Genomic DNA, 17,057 nt, shown 5'->3' on the forward strand with positions numbered 1-17,057 from the left:
AGCGGCCGCCGCGTCCGCGACGCAGTCGCCAGCGGCGGTCGCTCGGACGCGAGCCACAAAGGGGCCGCGAACACCAGCGCCGGAGGCGCTGAAATTCAATACTGTCGGGGGAGGGGACCATACTGCTTAGCGTGGATTCGGACATCGGTGACCGGGATGGTCGCAAGCGCAACGGAACGGCCGTGGATCGGGCCACCGACGTGCCGACCGCCTTCATCGATGCCAGATCGCTGATCGGCTGCCGACATCGCCTGCATCTGGACGCCGCCCACCCGGACGCGCTGGCGGGAATCATCGAGGACGCGGGCGTACGCCAGCGCAGGGACGCCGCGGCCGCGCACCGCGCCCGGGTGCGCGACGCGCTGGTCGGCGCCGACCCCGATGCCTGGGTGGTGATCGATGCCCGGCTGCGCGCCGCCGAGCGCGCCGAGGCGACGATGCGCGCGTGCCGAGCCGGCGCACGGCACATCTGGGGCGGGCTGCTCCCGCAGGAGCCGGACACCGGCAGGCGCGGCGGGTCGGAGATCCTGCTGCGCGACGCCGACCGCGGCGGCTACATCCCGATCATCGTGGTGAACCACAAGGTGACCGACCCGCGGCAACCCGAACCGGCCGATTTCCACCCCACCACCTCGGACCCGTATCACTGGGACCCGCAACCGGATCCGCGCCGCAAGCTACGCCAGCAGCCCCGCGACCAGCAGCGGCTCGCCCATCTGCACCGGATGCTGCAACGGCACGGCCTGGCCAGTCCCGCGCTGGTCGGCGGGGTCATCGGCTTCGATTTCGATCGCATCCTGGTGCACGATCTGGCGCCCCTGCTCGATGACTACGACCGCCGCTACGCCGACCGCATCGCGGTGGTGCGCGGCGAGCTGCCCACCGTCCCGTCGAAGGTGCCCGAGTGCAGGCAGTGCCCGTGGTGGACGCGCGGGATCGACGGCCCGAGCTGCGAGAGCTGGCTGATCGAGCATCGCGACGTCAGCCTGGTCGCGCCCGGCTCCCGGGCCGAGGTGCTGCGCAGGAACGGCGTCGAGACCATCGACGAGCTCGCCGCGTGGGCGGGTGATGAGCCGGAGGACTGGCAGCACGGCCCGTTCGACGAGGCCGTGGTCACCGCGCGGGCGTGGATCGCGGGCGCGCCGCTGGTGCGGCGGGTCGAGAAGGTGTGGGTCCGGCGGGCGGACGTGGAGGTCGACGTCGATCTGGAGAGCTTCCAGGAGCACGGCGCGTATCTGTGGGGGACGCTGCTGAACGGCGTGTATCGCCCGTTCGTCACCTGGGACCCGCTGCCCACCGAGGACGAGGGCCGCTCCTTCGGCGAGTTCTGGACCTGGCTGATGACGGTGCGCGCCGAGGCCGCCGCGGCGGGCAAGACGTTCGCCGCGTACTGCTATTCGCGCACGGCGGAAGACAAGTGGCTGTACGAGTCGGCGCGCCGGTTCGCGGGCCGCCCCGGCGTGCCGACCGTGGAGCAAGTGCGCGCGTTCGTCGACGGCCCGCAGTGGGTGGACATGTTCCAAGCCGTGTCCGACCAATTCATCTGCCCGAACGGCAAGGGTTTGAAGAAGATCGCGCCGGTCGCCGGGTTCTCCTGGCGTGATCCTGAGGCCAGCGGCGAGGCGTCGATGAGCTGGTACCGGCTCGCGGTCGGTTACGACGGCGCCGCGCCCGACGCCGGCCAGCGCACCCGGTTGCTGGAGTACAACGAGGACGACGTCCGCGCCACGCAAGTGCTGCGCGAGTGGATGACCACCCGCGCCGACGCGGAGGTCGCCGGTCTCGCCGATTTCCAGCAGCTCCCCGGCGCGCGGTCGCACGGGACGGTCCCGGGTTACGCGGCGGCGCCACCTTCGGGCCCGTAGTCCGCGCGCGGCGGTACCATCGCGACGTGACAGAGCACGTCGAACAACTCGAGTTCCAGGCAGAGACCCATCAGCTGCTCGAGCTGATGATCCATTCCGTCTACTCCAACAAGGACACCTTCCTGCGGGAGCTGATCTCGAATTCCTCCGACGCGCTGGACAAGCTGCGGCTGGAGTCCTTCCGGGACAAGGATCTGCACGTCGACACCTCCGACTTGCACATCGAGCTGGAGGTCGACAAGGACAACCGGATCCTGACCGTCCGGGACAACGGCATCGGCATGTCGCGCGCCGAGGTGGTCGACCTGATCGGCACCCTGGCCAAGTCCGGTACCGCCGAGCTGCGCAGGAAGCTGAACGAGGCCAAGTCCGAGGCCGCCGCCGAGGAGCTGATCGGCCAGTTCGGCATCGGTTTCTACTCCACCTTCATGGTGGCCGACAAGGTCACGCTGACCACCCGCCGCGCGGGCGAGACCACCGGCACCCGGTGGGAGTCCACCGCGGGCAGCTCCACCTACACCATCGAGGAGCTCGACGAGGCCCCGCAGGGCACGTCGGTCGCGCTGCACCTCAAGCCGGTGGACGAAGAGGATCACCTCTTCGACTACACGCTGGAGTGGAAGCTGCGCGAGATCGTCAAGAAGTACTCCGACTTCATCTCCTGGCCGATCCGCATGCAGGTGGAGCGCACCGTCACCGAGGGCGAAGGCGAGGACGCCAAGGAGAAGACGATCCTCGAGGACCAGACGCTCAACTCCATGAAGGCGCTGTGGACGCGCCCCAAGAGCGAGGTCTCCGACGAGGAGTACAAGGAGTTCTACAAGCACGTCAGCCACGGCTGGGACGATCCGCTGGAGATCATCCCGCTGAAGGCCGAGGGCACGTTCGAATACCAGGCGCTGCTGTTCATCCCCTCGCACGCGCCGTTCGACCTGTTCACCCGCGAGCACAAGCGCGGCGTCCAGCTGTACGTGAAGCGCGTGTTCATCATGGACAACTGCGAAGAGCTCATGCCGGAGTACCTGCGCTTCGTCAAGGGCGTGGTGGACGCGCAGGATCTGTCGCTCAACGTCTCCCGGGAGATCCTGCAGCAGGACCGGCAGATCCAGATGATCCGCAAGCGTCTGGTGAAGAAGGTGCTGTCCACGGTCAAGGATCTGCAGGGCGCCGAGGACCAGACCAGCTACCAGACGTTCTGGAAGGAATTCGGCCGCGTCCTGAAGGAGGGCCTGCTCTCCGACTTCGACAACCGCGACACCATCCTGCAGGTTTCCTCGTTCGCCTCGACGAACTCCGAGACCGAGCTCACCACGCTGGCGCAGTACGTGGAGCGGATGCCGGAGGGGCAGGACACCATCTACTACATGACCGGCGAGACCCGTCAGCAGGTCGAGAGCTCCCCGCATCTGGAGGCGTTCAAGGCCAAGGGCCGCGAGGTGCTGATCCTCACCGACCCGGTGGACGAGATGTGGGTCGGTTCCGTGCCGGAATTCGACGGCAAGGCGTTCCAGTCCATCGCCAAGGGCGAGGTCGATCTGGAGACCGAGGAGGAGAAGAAAGCCTCCGAGGCGCTGCGCGAGCAGCAGGACAAGGATTTCGCCGATGTCCTGAAATGGCTGGGCAAGACGCTCGAGCAGAACGTCAAGGAGGTGCGCCTGACCAACCGGCTCACCACCTCTCCGGCCTGCCTGGTCGGCGACGTGTTCGACTTCACGCCCATGCTGGAGCGGATGTACCGCGCTTCGGGTCAGGCGCTGCCGGAGAGCAAGCGGATTCTGGAGCTCAACCCGACCCACCCGCTGGTCACCGGTCTGCGCGACGCGTACGCGGCCAAGAAGGACGAGGCCGACGCCGGTACGGCGACCGAGCTGTCGGAGACCGCCGAGCTGCTGTACGGCACGGCGGTGCTCGCCGAGGGCGGTGAGTTGAAGGATCCGGCGCACTTCGCGCACATCCTCACCGATCGGCTCACCCGCACCCTGTGAGTCCGCGCGCGACCGGAGGGCAACGACGATGTCCTCCGGTCGCGTCCGGTGCGGTCGGCGGTGTTTCGGCCATTTCGCGGTTACGGTGACCGGCGGGATGGCATATTCGCAGGACTGGGGAGTTCGCCCCCGGGTGGCGCGGTTAGATGTGGATGCCTGAAAGGATCGTCACAAACATGTCCGCAAACCCGCTTGCCGTCGCCGAGCCGTGGGATCTGGTCGCCGACGGCTACGACGAGTTCGCTCCCGCGATCATGCAACCGTTCTCGGCGCGGGCGCTCGAGTTCGTCTCGCTCGCGCCGGACTCCCGGATCGTGGACGTGGCGGCGGGGCCGGGCACGCTCAGCCTGCTGGCGGCGAGTCAGGTGGCGCAGGTCGATGCCATCGATTTCGCGGAGTCGATGATCGCGCGCCTGGCGAAGAACGCCGCTGCCGCCGGGTTGACGAATATCCGGGCGCGCGTGGGTGACGGGCAGGATCTGCCGTACGAATCCGATCGGTTCGACGCCGGGTTCTCCATGTTCGGACTGATGTTCTTCCCTGACCGTGCCCGCGGGTTCGCCGAACTGTTCCGGGTGCTGCGGCCTGGCGGCACGGCGGTGGTGTCGAGCTGGGCGCCGATCGCGGATTCGCCGCTGATGCGGATGATGTTCGGCGCCTTGACCGCGGCCGACCCGGATATCCAGGAGCCGCAACCGAACTTCCTGAGCCTGGAGAACCCGGAGGTCTTCGAATCGGAGATGCGCGGGGCCGGCTTCGAAGCCGTGTCCATCCAGCGGCATTCGATCGCCCTCACCTTCGGCGGCCCGGAGGAGATGTGGGAGACCATGGTGCGCAGCAGCGCCCCTCTGGAACTCATGCGCCACAACGTGAGCGCGGAGGTCTGGGCTCGGCGCGCCGCCGTCATGAAAGCGTTTCTGGCCGAGAAGTACCGGCCGCACTGCCCGTTGTCCACCACGGCCTACCTCGGCATCGGCCACAAGCCGCGGGAATGACAACAGCGCGCGACCCTTCGGGAGAAGGGTCGCGCGCTGCCGGGACTGCGGAGCGGGATTACCGCGGCGCCATGCGCAGCGCGCCGTCCATGCGGATGGTCTCGCCGTTCAGGTAGTCGTGCTCGATGATGTACTGCGTCAGCTGCGCGTACTCGTCGGGCCGGCCAAGGCGGGACGGGAAGGGCACGCCCGCCTCCAGGCCCTTGCGGTACTCCTCGGTGACGCCGGCCAGCATCGGGGTGTCGATGATGCCGGGGGCGATGGTGTTGACCCGGATGCCGAACTGCGCCAGGTCACGCGCGGCCGGAACGGTCATGCCGTGCACGCCGCCCTTGGACGCCGAGTAGGCGATCTGGCCGATCTGGCCCTCGAACGCGGCGACCGAGGCGGTGTTGACGATTACGCCGCGCTGGCCGTATTCGTCCACGGCGTCGGTCTTGGCGATCGCGTCGGCGGCCAGCCGCATGACGTTGAAGGTGCCGAGCAGGTTCACCGTGATCACCGTGCGGAACAGCTCCAGGTCGTGCGGGCCGTTCTTGGACAGGATGCGGCCCGCCCAGCCGACACCGGCGCAGTTGACCACGATGCGCAGCGGAGCGCCGGACCCGACCACCTGCGCGACGGCCGCGCTGACCTCGTCGTTGCTGGTGACATCGGCGGGAATGAGGGTGACCCCGGCGGGCACGTTGTCGCCTGCGCGCTCGATCGACTGCGGTACATCGAGCCCGAAGACGGTGGCGCCGAGCTCGGCGAGACGCTTGGCGGTGGCGGCGCCGAGGCCCGATGCGCCTCCGGTGACAATGGCGGCGGAACCCGAAATCTCCACGATGGTCCTCTCGTTTGTGACAGCCAGTTGGCCCTTCGTCAATTGCACCCTAACCGGTACGCGGCGCGTGCCCCTGCACGGCTCCCGCGACTCGATCCCGGCGCGGGACTTTCCGGCAAGCAGGCCGAACCGACCGCGCAGAATGGAACCGCCCAGTCAGCTCGACCGAACAAGCGGAGTCACCGAATGACCGAATCGGCCATCAGCGCACGCCTGCCCCGAGGTAGGCACGGCCTGCCGCGGGAGCAGGTGATCGCCTCGCAGCGCGAACGAATCCTCGTCGCGACGGCGGAGGCCATGGCCGAGAACGGCTACATCGGAACGTCGGTCGCGGCGATCCTCAAGCGGGCTTGCGTGTCGCGGGAGACGTTCTACGAGCAGTTCCGCTCCAAAGAAGACTGCTTCGAGGCGGCCTATCAGCGGGCGGTGCAGTTGTTGCTCGACCGGATCGCCGAGGCCACCGAGGCGCAAGACGCGGCGGCCGATGCCGGCGCGATCGCGCGCATGGACCGGATTCTGCGCGCCTATCTCCAGTATCTGGTGGACGACCCGGCCAGCGCGCGGCTGTTCTTGGTCGAGGTCTTCGCCGTGGGTTCCGCGGCCATCGCGCGCCGGGCCCAGCTGCAAGAGCGGTTCGTCGAGTTGATCGCCGCCGTGCTCGACGCGCGGACCGAACCGCAGCGTTTCGCCTGTCAGGCTCTGGCCGCGGCGGTCGGTTCGATGGTCACCGCTCGGATCGCGGCCGGGGACTCGGGCGGTCTGCTGGCGCTGCGGGAACCACTGCTGGATCTGTTGCGCCGGGGTGGCGGACTGTATGGAGCCGCGCTGGCGTCGAGCGCCGAGCCATCCGCGTGAGCAGCAGCGCGGCGCCCGCCAGCGCGGGAGCGAGCGCCGCGAGCCCGGCGACGGCCATGCCGCCGAGGCCGGGTGCGGTCGCGCCGAGCAGGGTCGCCGTGCCGAAGTAGAGGAACAGCAGGCCGGAGCCGATGCCGATCGCGTGCTCGGGCAGGTGCTTGCCGACCAGGATGCCCACCGCGATGGCGAGCGCGTCGGCGGCGACCATGCCGATGGTCGAGCCGAGCCAGACGCCGGCCCAGTCGTAGTCCGTGGCCAGGGCCGCGGTCGCGAACATGGTGCGATCGCCCAGCTCGGCGAGCAGGAACGCGGACAGCACCACGAAGAACGGCGCACCGCCTGCCCTCGGCGCCTTCGGCTCCGGCTCATCCTCGGCGGTGCCGAAGTGCTCGCGCAGGGTCCACAGGCCCACGGCCAGGAAGGTGACGGCGGCGATCAACGCGATCGCGGTGGTCGGCAGCGCCGCACCGAGGAAGTAGCCGATGCCGACGGAGATCAGATGCACCGCCGCGGAGGCGGCCGCGATGCCGCCGAGCACTACCCACCAGCGATAGCGCAGCGCGAACGTCAGCGCCATCAGTTGCGACTTGTCACCGAGTTCGGCGAGGAAGACGACACCGATGGTCAGCAATGCGGTGGCGATCATGTGTGGCTGCTCCCAGGTCTCCGGCCTGCCGACCGGAGATACGGGGACGCTCCGGCCGACAACGAAATGGTTGTCCAGGCCGAAGGTCTCGCCCACCGGCCTGATGCCGGTTCACACAGCCGGACCCGGCCCGAGCGGGCTCGGCGGGTCAGTATGTCGACTGTGCGATTGGGGGCTACTCCCCTTCGCTGACCGCGACTCTACCCGCCCCGGTCCGCTCGTGCCAACCCGCTGTAATCGAAATCGCAATGCGCACAATAAGTTTGGCGATCCACGTGGCGAGTTTCGGTTACCCTCACGCGGCTAGCAGCATTGCCAGAACCGCGGTGTCGGGGTCGCTGATCGGGTCCAGCCCGACCCGGCTGACCAGCGAGGTCACGGTCCCGTCCGACTCCGCCTCCACCCACGCGGCGCGGTGCTCGAGCCCCAGATGGGGCACGCCGGGCAGCAAGACGCACCCGGAGGCCGCGCCCGCGCACTCGGGCAGCGAGGGGCGGGTTTCGGACGGAGGATGCAGCATCAGCAGCGCGGGCGGCACATGTTCGGCGAACCGGCCGGGTTCCACGGCCTCCTCGCCCAGCACAGGGCCTTCGGCCAGCACCAAGCCGACCGTGCCGGGGGCGGGGTCGTCGGGCAGATCCTCCCGGACGCCGAACACCGTCGAGGTCGTCAGCAGCCCGGGTAGCGTGGCCACGCGCACCGCGAGAACCAGCACCTGGGCCCACTCCTTGGTGGTCTCCGGCCACCGGCCGGAGATCAAAAAGCCACGCAGTGATCCGCGCGAATGGAACGGCGTGATGCCGATCGGTTCGTTCGTGCGCATTCCTGCCTCCCGTTGTGGAACCGGGGGCGACCTTGCCCGTTTTATTCGATCTGGATTCCCGAATATGAACCAGGAGTCACCTGGCACACAAGTACCAAAGAGTGCCAATCGGAGGGGCGGTGCGGTGCGGCGGGCAATCGGGCCGCGCACCCGGCGGATCGGGCGCGACCTCATCGGGGCCGGATCGCGGCGGCCGGATGTCGTGTTCGGCAACATGCCCGCGACGCCTGGAAACAGAACGGGCCCGCGAGCCCGCCGCGCGTGGCGGACGGATTCGCGGACCCGGTCGCGGTGTGCCGAGCAGGCTCAGCCGAAGATGAGGCCCTTGGCCTGCGAAGTCGCCTTGGCGAAGCGCTCCTGCACGTCGGCCCAGTTGACGACGTTCCAGAACGCGGTGACGTAGTCGGCCTTCACGTTCTTGTACTGCAGGTAGAAGGCGTGCTCCCACATGTCGACCTGCAGCAGCGGGATGATGCCGAGCGGGACGTTGGCCTGCTGGTCGTAGAGCTGGAAGGTCAGCAGCTTCTGGCCGAGGGTGTCGAAGCCGAGCACCGCCCAGCCGGAGCCCTGCAGACCGTTCGCGGCGGCGGTGAACTGCGCGCGGAACTTGTCGAACGAGCCGAACTGGTCGTCGATCGCCGCGGCCAGCTCGCCGACCGGCTTGTCGCCGCCGTTGGGGGAGAGGTTCTTCCACCAGATGGAGTGGTTGACGTGCCCACCGAGGTGGAACGCGAGGTTCTTCTCGTGCAGGAAGATGGCGCTGTGATCGCCCGACTCGCGAGCGGCTTCCAGCTTCTCCAGTGCGGTGTTCGCGCCGGCGACGTAAGCGGCGTGGTGCTTGGAATGATGAAGCTCGTTGATCTGCCCGGAGATGTGGGGCTCCAGGGCGCTGTAGTCGTAATCCAGATCTGGCAGCGTGTACTCAGCCACGATGTCCCTTCCTATGTCGGGCTGGTTGTGCCCGTTGTTCCGGACACAGCCAACCATCATTCGTACACCCGGTCGATTCCAACTCGGGCCCACGTCCGCACATTCCGGTGATGCCGCTCACATCCGGCGGGTCGCGCACCGTCACATCACGCACATCGGCCCCACAGGAAACGCACGCGTAGCATCGAACCATGTCGGGGTACGACGAACTAGTGGGGCCGTCTCGGCCACCCCGCACCCGTCATGGTCGTCCCCGAGCATGCCCGGCCCGGCCGGGCGGAACCGTTCGACGTGCCGGATACCCACTACCTGAACGCTCACCCGATCCGCCCGCCGTTTCCGGATTGGGCTTACAGCTCGAGGTCGTCGCGATGGGTTGTTTGTGGGGCCGGAGAAAGGCTCCTGGGAGCCGGCGCCGAGCAGGCCGATCTCGTCCGCTCGACGGCCGCGGCCTACGGCAAGCGGCTCGCCGCGGCGGGATGCGGGGAGATCACCACGGAGATCGCGCCGCTGCCGGACTGGCGGCTTCTACCATGCAGTACCTGGCCGAGAACCCCGGCGGAAACTGCCCCTGCATGCCACCGGAGTGAGCTGCCCGGCGGATGCCTGAGCACCGCACGTGCCGTCGCACAAATGCGGTTCGCTCCCGACGTGTCGATCAGAGCGGCGGAGCGATACCGGGACGACTGGCCCGCGGGTCGCCCGCATCATGCGCCCGCCACCATCGCGCGCCCCCTGCGACGAAGTCGGCCAGCGGGATCTGCTCGCCCCGAGCGTCGTACACGGCGATGTCGTCGAACCACACCCGGACGTCGAGTTCGCGCGGGTCGATGCCCTCTTCCTGGGAGAACTCCAGAACGTGCGCGGATTCCCGGTCGGCGATACGGGTGTCGAAGCTGAGCAGCTCCCTCCACAACGCCCAGCTGCTGTCGTCGAGATCGATGAACTCCCAGCCGTGCAGCCGACCGCCGCCGAAACTTTGGATCGCCTCGTCCAGGCCCTCCAGTCGCAGCGGCAGGACCTGGGGCTCCAAGTCGTCCCAATGGTGCGTCCGCAGTGACGCGGCGACCCGGCTGACGCCGGAGAGCGTCACCTGCACCCGGTAGTCCTCCGCCGCGGTCCCGTCTTCGGGGAGAGTCAGCACTTCGAGGTCGAGTCGCAGTTCGCCCGCGGCCTCGTCGACCGCGAGGCCGAGGCACGTGGCCTCGGACAACGCGATGTTGAGTCCTGCGGTGTCCATTCCGTGGCGTAGCCCCCTGCTCACGTTCATACGCCCAGGCTACCGACCGTCTCCGCTGGATCGCGGGATTTCGGCGGCGTTCTGAATTCGATGGAACCGAATGCGCCCGCGTCCCGTCCAAGTAGATATCGGGACCCCTTCGGCCGCGGGTTCCGATGTCGGCGACGAATGACCGCTCCGGGATTGGTATGGAGGGGAGTCCCGGATCGGTCATTCGCATCGCTCGACCGTTAGGGGCTGAATCAGCACGTCCGTCCGGAAAAACCCGCCGAGCGCCGACCGGAAGTCCGAAATCACCCCGTACTGGTAGCTCATAAGTTGCTGTAGAGCCGGGCTGAACGGGCGAAACGCCGTCGACACCTGCGCCTTGTGGATCGAGCTGTGGATTATGTGGATAACTTCGCCCGAGTTATGCACAACCAGCATGGGGCGGGTAGGCGGTCGAGTTCCGGAGGGGAGAACATACCCGAAGTCGTGACTCGCTGTCGAGGCCGCTCCCCTGGATGGAACTGCACGGCGGCCCGCCACGCATGGCAGGATCGAATCTGTGACGAGCCCCCACGTTCCGTCGGTCACGGTGGAGGACGTGCCTGCCGAATTCGACAGCAGCGCGCCCGCGTCGGCCGGCACGCCGCGACCGATTCTGCTCGACGTCCGGGAGGACGACGAGTGGCGGCTCGGGCACGCTCCGGGTGCGATCCACATCCCGATGGTCGATGTTCCGGCCCGGATCGATGAGCTGGAGTACGACGCGGATCTCTACGTCATCTGCAGGCAGGGTGGCCGGTCCCTGCAGGTGGTCGAATATCTCACGCACATCGGCTACGAGGCCATCCAGGTCCGCGGGGGCATGGTGGCGTGGCAGCACGCCGGCCGCCCGCTGGTCGCGGAGGGCGACCACGAGGCGAAGATCTACTGACGAAAGAACGAGGTGCGCGGGTGAGTACGGTGGTGCAACCTTGTGCGCGCTGCGGTGCGCGCTGGGCCGTGCAAGGGGCGCCGATGCACTGGTGCCCGCGCTGCCGCGGCGTCCTCCTCTCGCCGGGCCCGATCGACGCGCCCGCTGATCGTCGCAACTACCGCTGGGTGGCACGCAAACCGGACCACCGCGCCAGGCGAGCGCAGTCATCCGTCCGGTCGGCCGCACCGAGCGAGACGCCCCGATACACGCAGATCCCACGCTGGGGTTTGATCGACCCGCCACCGCACACGGGCGCCGCGCCGCGCCGCCCGTTCGGCAAGCTGACCGACGCGGTGACCAGGCTGCTGGTCGCCACGGCGGCCGTCTTCGGACTCGCGGCCGTCGCCGAGCTGGCGCGCTACGCGGTGCTGTTGCGCAACCGGACGCGTTTGATCCACCCCGCCGTCCTCGTCGCCTCCGACGCGTTCGTGATCGGCGCCGGGGTGCTCGCGATCCTGCTCGCGCTGCTGGCCGCCGTAGCCACCGTCGGACGGCTGATCGAGATCAGGCGCTCGGCCTACGCCGCCACGGGCAGGCGCGACCCGCGCTCGCCGCGAGCGCTCGCGTTCGGTTGCCTGGTTCCGGTGGTCAACCTGCTGTGGCCGGGGTTCTTCCTGAGCGAGGTGGCCTCGTTGCAGGGCGATCCTCGGATGGGGCGGACGGTCCGGATCTGGTGGGCCGCGTGGGTCTTCGGCGGACTCGTCGCGGCGGCCGCGCTACTGTGGCGGACCGCGGATTCGTTGCAGGCCGAGGCAGACGGGGTGCTGTTCACCGCGTTCACCGACGCGGTCGCCGCCGCGGTCGCGGTGCTGACCCTCTGGGTGCTGCGCACGATCGAGGGGCGCGACCTGCTCGGTCGCGGCCGCACCGCGCGCCGCTGGCTGATCGCGGTGGACCCCGCCGTACCGGTGATCGAGCCGGTGCATCCCGGCGGACGGGGACCGGCCGACGCCGACGCGCACGAGAACAACGGTGCTCAGGACCATGAGCAGGAGGAGGTTATGGCCAAGTGAGCCAGGGCAGTCGCGCGCCGTTCGTGGTCGCGCATCGAGGCGCATCGGCGGCGCGCCCCGAGCACACGCTCGCCGCCTACGAGCTCGCGCTGCAGGAGGGCGCCGACGGCGTCGAGTGCGATGTCCGGCTGACCAGGGACGGACATCTGGTGTGCGTGCACGACCGCACCGTCGACCGGACCTCGTCGGGCAGCGGCCTGGTCAGCGAGATGACGTTGGACGAACTGCGCGCGCTGGATTTCGGCGCCGACGGCGCCCCCGCCTCGGTGCTGACCCTCAGCGAGCTGATCGGCCTGGTGCTGGACTGGCGCAGCAGGCCGACCAAGCTGTTCATCGAGACCAAGCACCCGGTCCGCTACGGCGCGCTGGTGGAGAACAAGCTGCTCGCCGAACTTCAGCGCTTCGGCATCGCCACCCCGGCCTCGGCCGATCATTCCCGCGCCGTCGTGATGTCGTTCGCGGCCACCGCCGTGTGGCGCATCCGTCGCGCCGCCCCGCTGCTGCCCACCGTCCTGCTCGGCGAATCGTCGCGCTACCTCGGCGGATCGGCGGCCACCACCGTCGGGGCCACGGCCGTCGGCCCCTCGGTGAAGACCTTGCGCGAGCACCCCGACCTGGTCGACAAGGCCGCCGCCGCAGGGCGCGCCACCTACTGCTGGACCGTCGACGACCCGGACGACGTCCAACTGTGCGCCGACCTCGGCGTCAGCTGGGTCGCCACCAATCACCCCGGCCGCACCAAGTCGCTACTGCCCGCCGCCTGATTCGGACCCGCCGGGCCCCGCTGGTTCGGGCCATCTCGCCCATAGATCCACCTGAGGTCGTACCAGTCGTTTCGGCAGTGGATCGATCGAGACAGACACGCTCGTCTGTGATCCGAAGAGGCCCCTAGGCGTCGGTCGCTTCTGCGCAGGCAGTGAGAAGGCCGGAGCGGGGTGCCCGCGGCCTCTTCGCCACGCCCACCACGGCGCACGTAAATCGCGCGCCCATTCCTGACGGAACCACACCACCTCAACCCCGGCTTTCGAGCGAAGCGAGACCGAGCATCCGCCGTTCGCGGCCCGGCTCGCGTCCGAGTGGCCGCCGCGTCCGCGACGCAGTCGCCAGCGGCGGTCGCTCGGACGCGAGCCACAAAGGGGCCGCGAACACGCCGCGACGAAGTCGCGGCCGAAAAGCACTGTAAGTTGAGCCCTCGTGGGTAAAAGCAAGCGCAACAGTCCTAAGCCCGGCGGGAACCGGGCGCAGCGTCTCGCCGAGCGGCGGGCGGCGCAGGAGCAGGCGGCGCGGATCGCCTCGCGTCCGTTCGAGGGCCTGGCCGCGGAGTGCGATCTGATCGCCCTGCGCGAATTCGTTCCGTCGGCCACCGCGACATTGACCCTGGCGCCCGAGGTGGCGGCGGAGCGACCGGTCGTGCTCGGAACAGTGCTACCCGGCGCGGTGGCCGCGCTGGTGCGCGCGGGTGACGAACCCAGCGGTTACGTCGGCGCGCAGGTGCAATTCCAAGGCGCCGATCCGGCCGCCGATCTGGCCGCGGCGATCCTGTGGACGCAGTCCGCCGAACCCGGTGATTCGCTGACCTCCGTGGAAAGCGTGGCGGGCGGCCCGCGGCTGGCCGATGTCATCGATCCCGGCGCGCGCCTGGATTTGACCGTGCACCAGGACTTCGACTGGTGGGTGCCAGCGGGAGTGGAGCCCGACGCGCAGGTCGCCGCCACCATCGAGCAGGCCAAGCAGGCGATCATGCCGTCCGCGCGGCTCGGGCTGGACGCCGACGCGATCGGCGCCGCCTGGTGGGTGGACGCGGGCGAGAAGGCGCACATCCGCTGGGTGCGGCCGGAGGACGAGGACGCGCTCATGCTGGCGCTGGCCCGCGTGCACGCTGCCGGGGGTCTGCACCTCGGCGAGGGTTCCCGATTCGCGGGGTCGTTCCGCACCCACGGCGTGCTGGTCCCGGTCTTCGACCTGGACCGCGAGCGGCACCCCGACGAATGGGTGAAGCCGGCGGCCGAATTCGGCGCTCGCCTGTCTGAGGCGCTGGCCGTCGACGCCCCGTTGACCTCCGACGAGCGGCGCTCGCGTGACGGTCTGCGGTCGCGTCAGGTCACCTTGCGCTGAGCCTCGGATATCAGAGAACTGCGGGAAAGCGATATATAGCCGCGGTGTTTTCCGGTTGCCGCTGGTACTGCTCGGAAGTCGGGTAAGACTTGCCGAACCATTGCGAAATGCGATGAGACCGTCGTTTACGCCGACATCGCAAATCGCGAGCTGAACCGCGACAGGCCCGGTTCCCGATACGGGAGCCGGGCCCGTTCGGCGACCTCCGTCAGACGGAGCCGCCCGCCACCGAAGGCGCGCCGGAGGCGTCGCTCGGGCCGCTCATTTCCCGCGCGACGAATTCCTCCAGATCGAACAGGTTCGACCCGGCGCGATCGGCGATGGTGAGCAAGGTGGTCATGTTCGCCACCTCCTCGACCTGTTCCTTCAGGAACCACTGCATGAACTGTTCGCCGAGGTAGTCGCCCTCTTCCCGGGCGGTGCTCGCCAACTGGATGATCTGCTCGGTGACCGTCTTCTCCTGGGCGAGCGCGAGCGCGATCGGCTCCCTGGCATTCTCGAACCGCGATTTCGCGGCGTCGATGCCGGAAATCTCGATGCTGATATCCCGGTCGAGGAAGTACTGCACGATCATCATCGCGTGATTGCGCTCTTCGACGGCCTGCTTGTAGAACCGCTTGGCCAGCTGCGGGAGATCGGCATTGTCGAACCACACCGCAATCGCGATGTACTGATGCTCGGCATTGAATTCGTGCCGGATCTGATCGTGCAACAGGCTGTGAAATTTGCTGCGGGGTGATTCCGGATGGCTTGACATGGCATCGACATTAGCGGCGGCCAAGTCGCATGTCATCCAAGTGCAGCCTTAATGAGGCTAGTGTTGCCTAATTAATTCTTCGCCGCGCCAGCCATTTTCGGCGCCGGGATATCCGCGCGCGGTCGCGACCGCATCTCCCTGGCGACGAACTCCTCGACGTCGAACAACTGCCCGTCGGCGCGGTCGAGCACGGCCAGCAGGGTGCTCATCCCCGCCACGTTCTTCACCTGTTCGGCGAGGAACCACTGGATGAATCGTTCGCCGAGATAGTCACCGGAGGCGCGAGCCGTACGAGCCAGTTCACTGATCCCGGCGCGGCGGGCCTGCTCGATCTCCAGCAGTGCGGCGACCGCGGCGCGCGGGCTTTCGAAGGTGGAGTGGATCTCGTCCAATCCGCCGATCTGCACCGGGAGATCCCGGTCCAGCAGGTACTGCACCATGCGCAGCGCGTTGCCGTGGTGCTCGCGTGACAAGTCGTAGGCGTGTCCGGCCAGTTGCGGCAATCTGCGCGTGTCGAAATACACGGCGGCGGCGAGATACTGCTGGGCGGTGGTGAATTCGCGACGAATCTGCGTGCGCAGCAAGTCGGGGAAGGACTCGTCGGCGTCGTCGATGTCCGGCATGGCGTCGACGCTACCGCGTCAGCAAGTCCTCCGGGATCGGACGGTCATCGGCCAGCGCGTCGAAGAACCGGCCCGCTTTGTCCTTGTCCCACAGCAGGACGTTGCCGCTGTCGGTGTCCTCGAATCCGCCGACCGGCACCGCCGTGGCGACGGTATCGCCGCGCAGGGCCCAGCCCAGGCCGCCGAGGTTCCAGATGTGGTCGCCGTTGTCGACCTTCAGCGACTTGGCGGCGTCGGTGGCCAGCGGCCAGAGCTTGAACGGGTTGGCCAGCGTGGCGCCGCTGGTCGCCTTCTTCAGCAGCGCGGCCATGAAGATCCGCTGGTTGTTCATCCGGTCCAGATCGGCCAGCGCCGTCGCGCGGCTGCGGACGAAGCCCAACGCCTGCGGTCCGTTCAGCCGCTGGCAGCCCGCGGGCAGGTCGATGCCGGCGAGCGGGTCGTCGATCGGCTTGGGCACGCACACGTCGATGCCGCCGAGCGTATCGACCACGCTGGCGAAGCCGCCGAAACCGATCTGCGCGTAATGGTCGATGCGCAGGCCGGTGGCGATCTCCACGGTCTGGACCAGCAGCGCGGGGCCGCCGATGGCGAACGCCGCGTTCAGCTTGTCCCTGCCCTGGCCGGGAATGCTGACGTACGAGTCGCGCGGCAGGCTGACCAGCGTGGTCTTCCCCGATCGCGGCACGTGCACGAGCATGATCGTGTCGGTGCGCTCCGGGCCGACCTCACCGCCGGTGGCGAGTTCCTGCTCCTGCTCCGCGGTCAGCTCGCCGCGGCCGTCGGACCCGACCAGCAGCCAGTTCGTGCCGGGTGTGTCGCCGACCCGCTTGGCGTAGTTCGTCAGCGCGGGGATGCGGTTGAGCGAGTTGTCCAACTTGATGACGGCGCCCACGGCGGCGAGCACCAGGACCAGCAGGATCACCAGGAACCAGCGGAAGGGATGACGCTTGCGGCGGGGTCGAGGAGCCCGCGGGGCACGCCCTCCCCGAGGTGGGACCGGCGGGGAACTCGTACGGAACGGCCGGGGTTTCCGGGGCGGCGCGGCGGGCGGACCTTCGTGATAGGGGACCGGGCGCTGGGTGGGCGCGTGCGATGGAACTTCGTGATGCGGCACCGGCCGCTGCGTGGGGGCGTGCCTGCGGGCCGGGGGAGGCGGCGGCATTCGGCGCGCCTGCTCGGGCGGGACCTGCGAATACGCCAGCGGCTGCGCGTGTGGGCCTGCGGTTCCGTCGCGGCGCATCACCTGCGTGGGCTCGATCGGCGCCGGTGCACCGGGCCCAGGAGGTGGCATGCGACGGCGCGCAGGGCCGGGACTGCCGGGCGGCGGCATCCGGCGCGGACGCGCGTTGCGCTGGGGGTCGTCGCCGTTCATCACTGAAACTCTACTTATCGGGCCGACGTGACGTGCCGCATGTGGACACCG

Annotated in this window: 15 protein-coding genes and 1 pseudogene; 8 read left to right on the forward strand and 8 right to left on the reverse strand. The window is 68.7% G+C overall.

Features of this window, described 5'->3' with window-relative positions; genetic code table 11:
- Nucleotides 1-200 precede the first annotated feature (200 nt).
- The 3 genes from ACWDMM_RS10005 (at nt 201) to ACWDMM_RS10015 (ending at nt 4,845) form a co-directional block, all read left to right on the forward strand.
- Nucleotides 201-1,865, forward strand: coding sequence for a TM0106 family RecB-like putative nuclease (locus ACWDMM_RS10005; RefSeq protein ID WP_449937165.1), 1,665 nt, complete (start codon nt 201-203; stop codon nt 1,863-1,865).
- Nucleotides 1,866-1,891: 26 nt separating this feature from the next.
- A complete protein-coding gene (gene htpG / locus ACWDMM_RS10010; protein ID WP_195079637.1) occupies nt 1,892-3,850 on the forward strand; it encodes a molecular chaperone HtpG in 1,959 nt (652 codons plus the stop codon).
- Between the two features lie 176 nt (nt 3,851-4,026).
- Complete coding sequence (locus tag ACWDMM_RS10015) at nt 4,027-4,845, forward strand: class I SAM-dependent methyltransferase (protein WP_195079638.1); 819 nt, start codon at nt 4,027-4,029, stop codon at nt 4,843-4,845.
- 58 nt (nt 4,846-4,903) lie between these two features.
- Here the strand turns inward: ACWDMM_RS10015 and ACWDMM_RS10020 are convergent, their stop codons facing one another.
- A complete protein-coding gene (locus ACWDMM_RS10020) occupies nt 4,904-5,671 on the reverse strand; it encodes an SDR family NAD(P)-dependent oxidoreductase (RefSeq protein ID WP_195079639.1) in 768 nt (255 codons plus the stop codon).
- A gap of 186 nt (nt 5,672-5,857) precedes the next feature.
- Here ACWDMM_RS10020 and ACWDMM_RS10025 point away from each other — a divergent pair.
- Nucleotides 5,858-6,073, forward strand: a pseudogene (locus tag ACWDMM_RS10025) (TetR/AcrR family transcriptional regulator); the annotation flags it as partial.
- A gap of 322 nt (nt 6,074-6,395) precedes the next feature.
- On the opposite strand, the gene ACWDMM_RS10030 reads toward ACWDMM_RS10025, so the two are convergent.
- The 4 genes from ACWDMM_RS10030 to ACWDMM_RS10045 all read right to left on the reverse strand — a co-directional run bounded on the left by ACWDMM_RS10030 (nt 6,396) and on the right by ACWDMM_RS10045 (nt 10,195).
- Entirely contained in the window at nt 6,396-7,172 is a 777-nt protein-coding gene (locus ACWDMM_RS10030) for a TMEM165/GDT1 family protein (protein WP_449936955.1), read from the reverse strand.
- A gap of 295 nt (nt 7,173-7,467) precedes the next feature.
- Complete coding sequence (locus ACWDMM_RS10035; protein WP_195079640.1) at nt 7,468-7,995, reverse strand: peptidase; 528 nt, start codon at nt 7,993-7,995, stop codon at nt 7,468-7,470.
- Between the two features lie 306 nt (nt 7,996-8,301).
- Nucleotides 8,302-8,925: a superoxide dismutase gene (locus ACWDMM_RS10040; RefSeq protein ID WP_039794275.1), complete on the reverse strand. Its 624-nt coding sequence runs from the start codon at nt 8,923-8,925 to the stop codon at nt 8,302-8,304.
- A gap of 658 nt (nt 8,926-9,583) precedes the next feature.
- Nucleotides 9,584-10,195: a hypothetical protein gene (locus tag ACWDMM_RS10045; RefSeq protein ID WP_357209319.1), complete on the reverse strand. Its 612-nt coding sequence runs from the start codon at nt 10,193-10,195 to the stop codon at nt 9,584-9,586.
- A gap of 517 nt (nt 10,196-10,712) precedes the next feature.
- Between ACWDMM_RS10045 and ACWDMM_RS10050 the strand changes: the two genes are divergently transcribed.
- From ACWDMM_RS10050 to ACWDMM_RS10065, 4 genes are all read left to right on the forward strand, one after another.
- A complete protein-coding gene (locus ACWDMM_RS10050) occupies nt 10,713-11,084 on the forward strand; it encodes a rhodanese-like domain-containing protein (protein WP_195079642.1) in 372 nt (123 codons plus the stop codon).
- A 20-nt stretch (nt 11,085-11,104) separates the two neighbouring features.
- Entirely contained in the window at nt 11,105-12,139 is a 1,035-nt protein-coding gene (locus tag ACWDMM_RS10055; protein ID WP_449936960.1) for a DUF4328 domain-containing protein, read from the forward strand.
- Nucleotides 12,136-12,903 carry a glycerophosphodiester phosphodiesterase gene (locus ACWDMM_RS10060; protein ID WP_067800268.1) on the forward strand — a complete coding sequence of 256 codons (768 nt, stop codon included), beginning with the start codon at nt 12,136-12,138 and terminating at the stop codon, nt 12,901-12,903. The genes ACWDMM_RS10055 and ACWDMM_RS10060 overlap by 4 nt, the downstream gene beginning before the upstream one ends.
- A gap of 430 nt (nt 12,904-13,333) precedes the next feature.
- On the forward strand, nt 13,334-14,254 hold the full coding sequence (locus tag ACWDMM_RS10065) for a DUF5926 family protein (protein WP_195079643.1): 921 nt from the start codon (nt 13,334-13,336) through the stop codon (nt 14,252-14,254).
- Between the two features lie 208 nt (nt 14,255-14,462).
- Here the strand turns inward: ACWDMM_RS10065 and ACWDMM_RS10070 are convergent, their stop codons facing one another.
- The 3 genes from ACWDMM_RS10070 to ACWDMM_RS10080 form a co-directional block, all read right to left on the reverse strand.
- Nucleotides 14,463-15,011: a ferritin gene (locus tag ACWDMM_RS10070; RefSeq protein WP_043717673.1), complete on the reverse strand. Its 549-nt coding sequence runs from the start codon at nt 15,009-15,011 to the stop codon at nt 14,463-14,465.
- 71 nt (nt 15,012-15,082) lie between these two features.
- Nucleotides 15,083-15,634, reverse strand: a complete 552-nt coding sequence (locus ACWDMM_RS10075; RefSeq protein ID WP_195079644.1) for a ferritin — start codon at nt 15,632-15,634, stop codon at nt 15,083-15,085.
- A 10-nt stretch (nt 15,635-15,644) separates the two neighbouring features.
- Complete coding sequence (locus tag ACWDMM_RS10080) at nt 15,645-17,006, reverse strand: LCP family protein (protein WP_449936965.1); 1,362 nt, start codon at nt 17,004-17,006, stop codon at nt 15,645-15,647.
- Nucleotides 17,007-17,057: the final 51 nt, after the last annotated feature.

The organism is Nocardia sp. NPDC003726 (genome assembly GCF_053586955.1).

Excerpts from the sequence above, each read along its gene's own strand:
- ACWDMM_RS10015 (WP_195079638.1), top strand. The coding sequence starts at position 4,027 with ATGTCCGCAAACCCGCTTGCCGTCGCCGAGCCGTGGGATCTGGTCGCC.
- ACWDMM_RS10030 (WP_449936955.1), bottom strand. The coding sequence starts at position 7,172 with ATGATCGCCACCGCATTGCTGACCATCGGTGTCGTCTTCCTCGCCGAA.
- ACWDMM_RS10035 (WP_195079640.1), bottom strand. The coding sequence starts at position 7,995 with ATGCGCACGAACGAACCGATCGGCATCACGCCGTTCCATTCGCGCGGA.
- ACWDMM_RS10045 (WP_357209319.1), bottom strand. The coding sequence starts at position 10,195 with ATGAACGTGAGCAGGGGGCTACGCCACGGAATGGACACCGCAGGACTC.
- ACWDMM_RS10070 (WP_043717673.1), bottom strand. The coding sequence starts at position 15,011 with ATGTCAAGCCATCCGGAATCACCCCGCAGCAAATTTCACAGCCTGTTG.
- ACWDMM_RS10075 (WP_195079644.1), bottom strand. The coding sequence starts at position 15,634 with ATGCCGGACATCGACGACGCCGACGAGTCCTTCCCCGACTTGCTGCGC.
- ACWDMM_RS10080 (WP_449936965.1), bottom strand. The coding sequence starts at position 17,006 with ATGAACGGCGACGACCCCCAGCGCAACGCGCGTCCGCGCCGGATGCCG.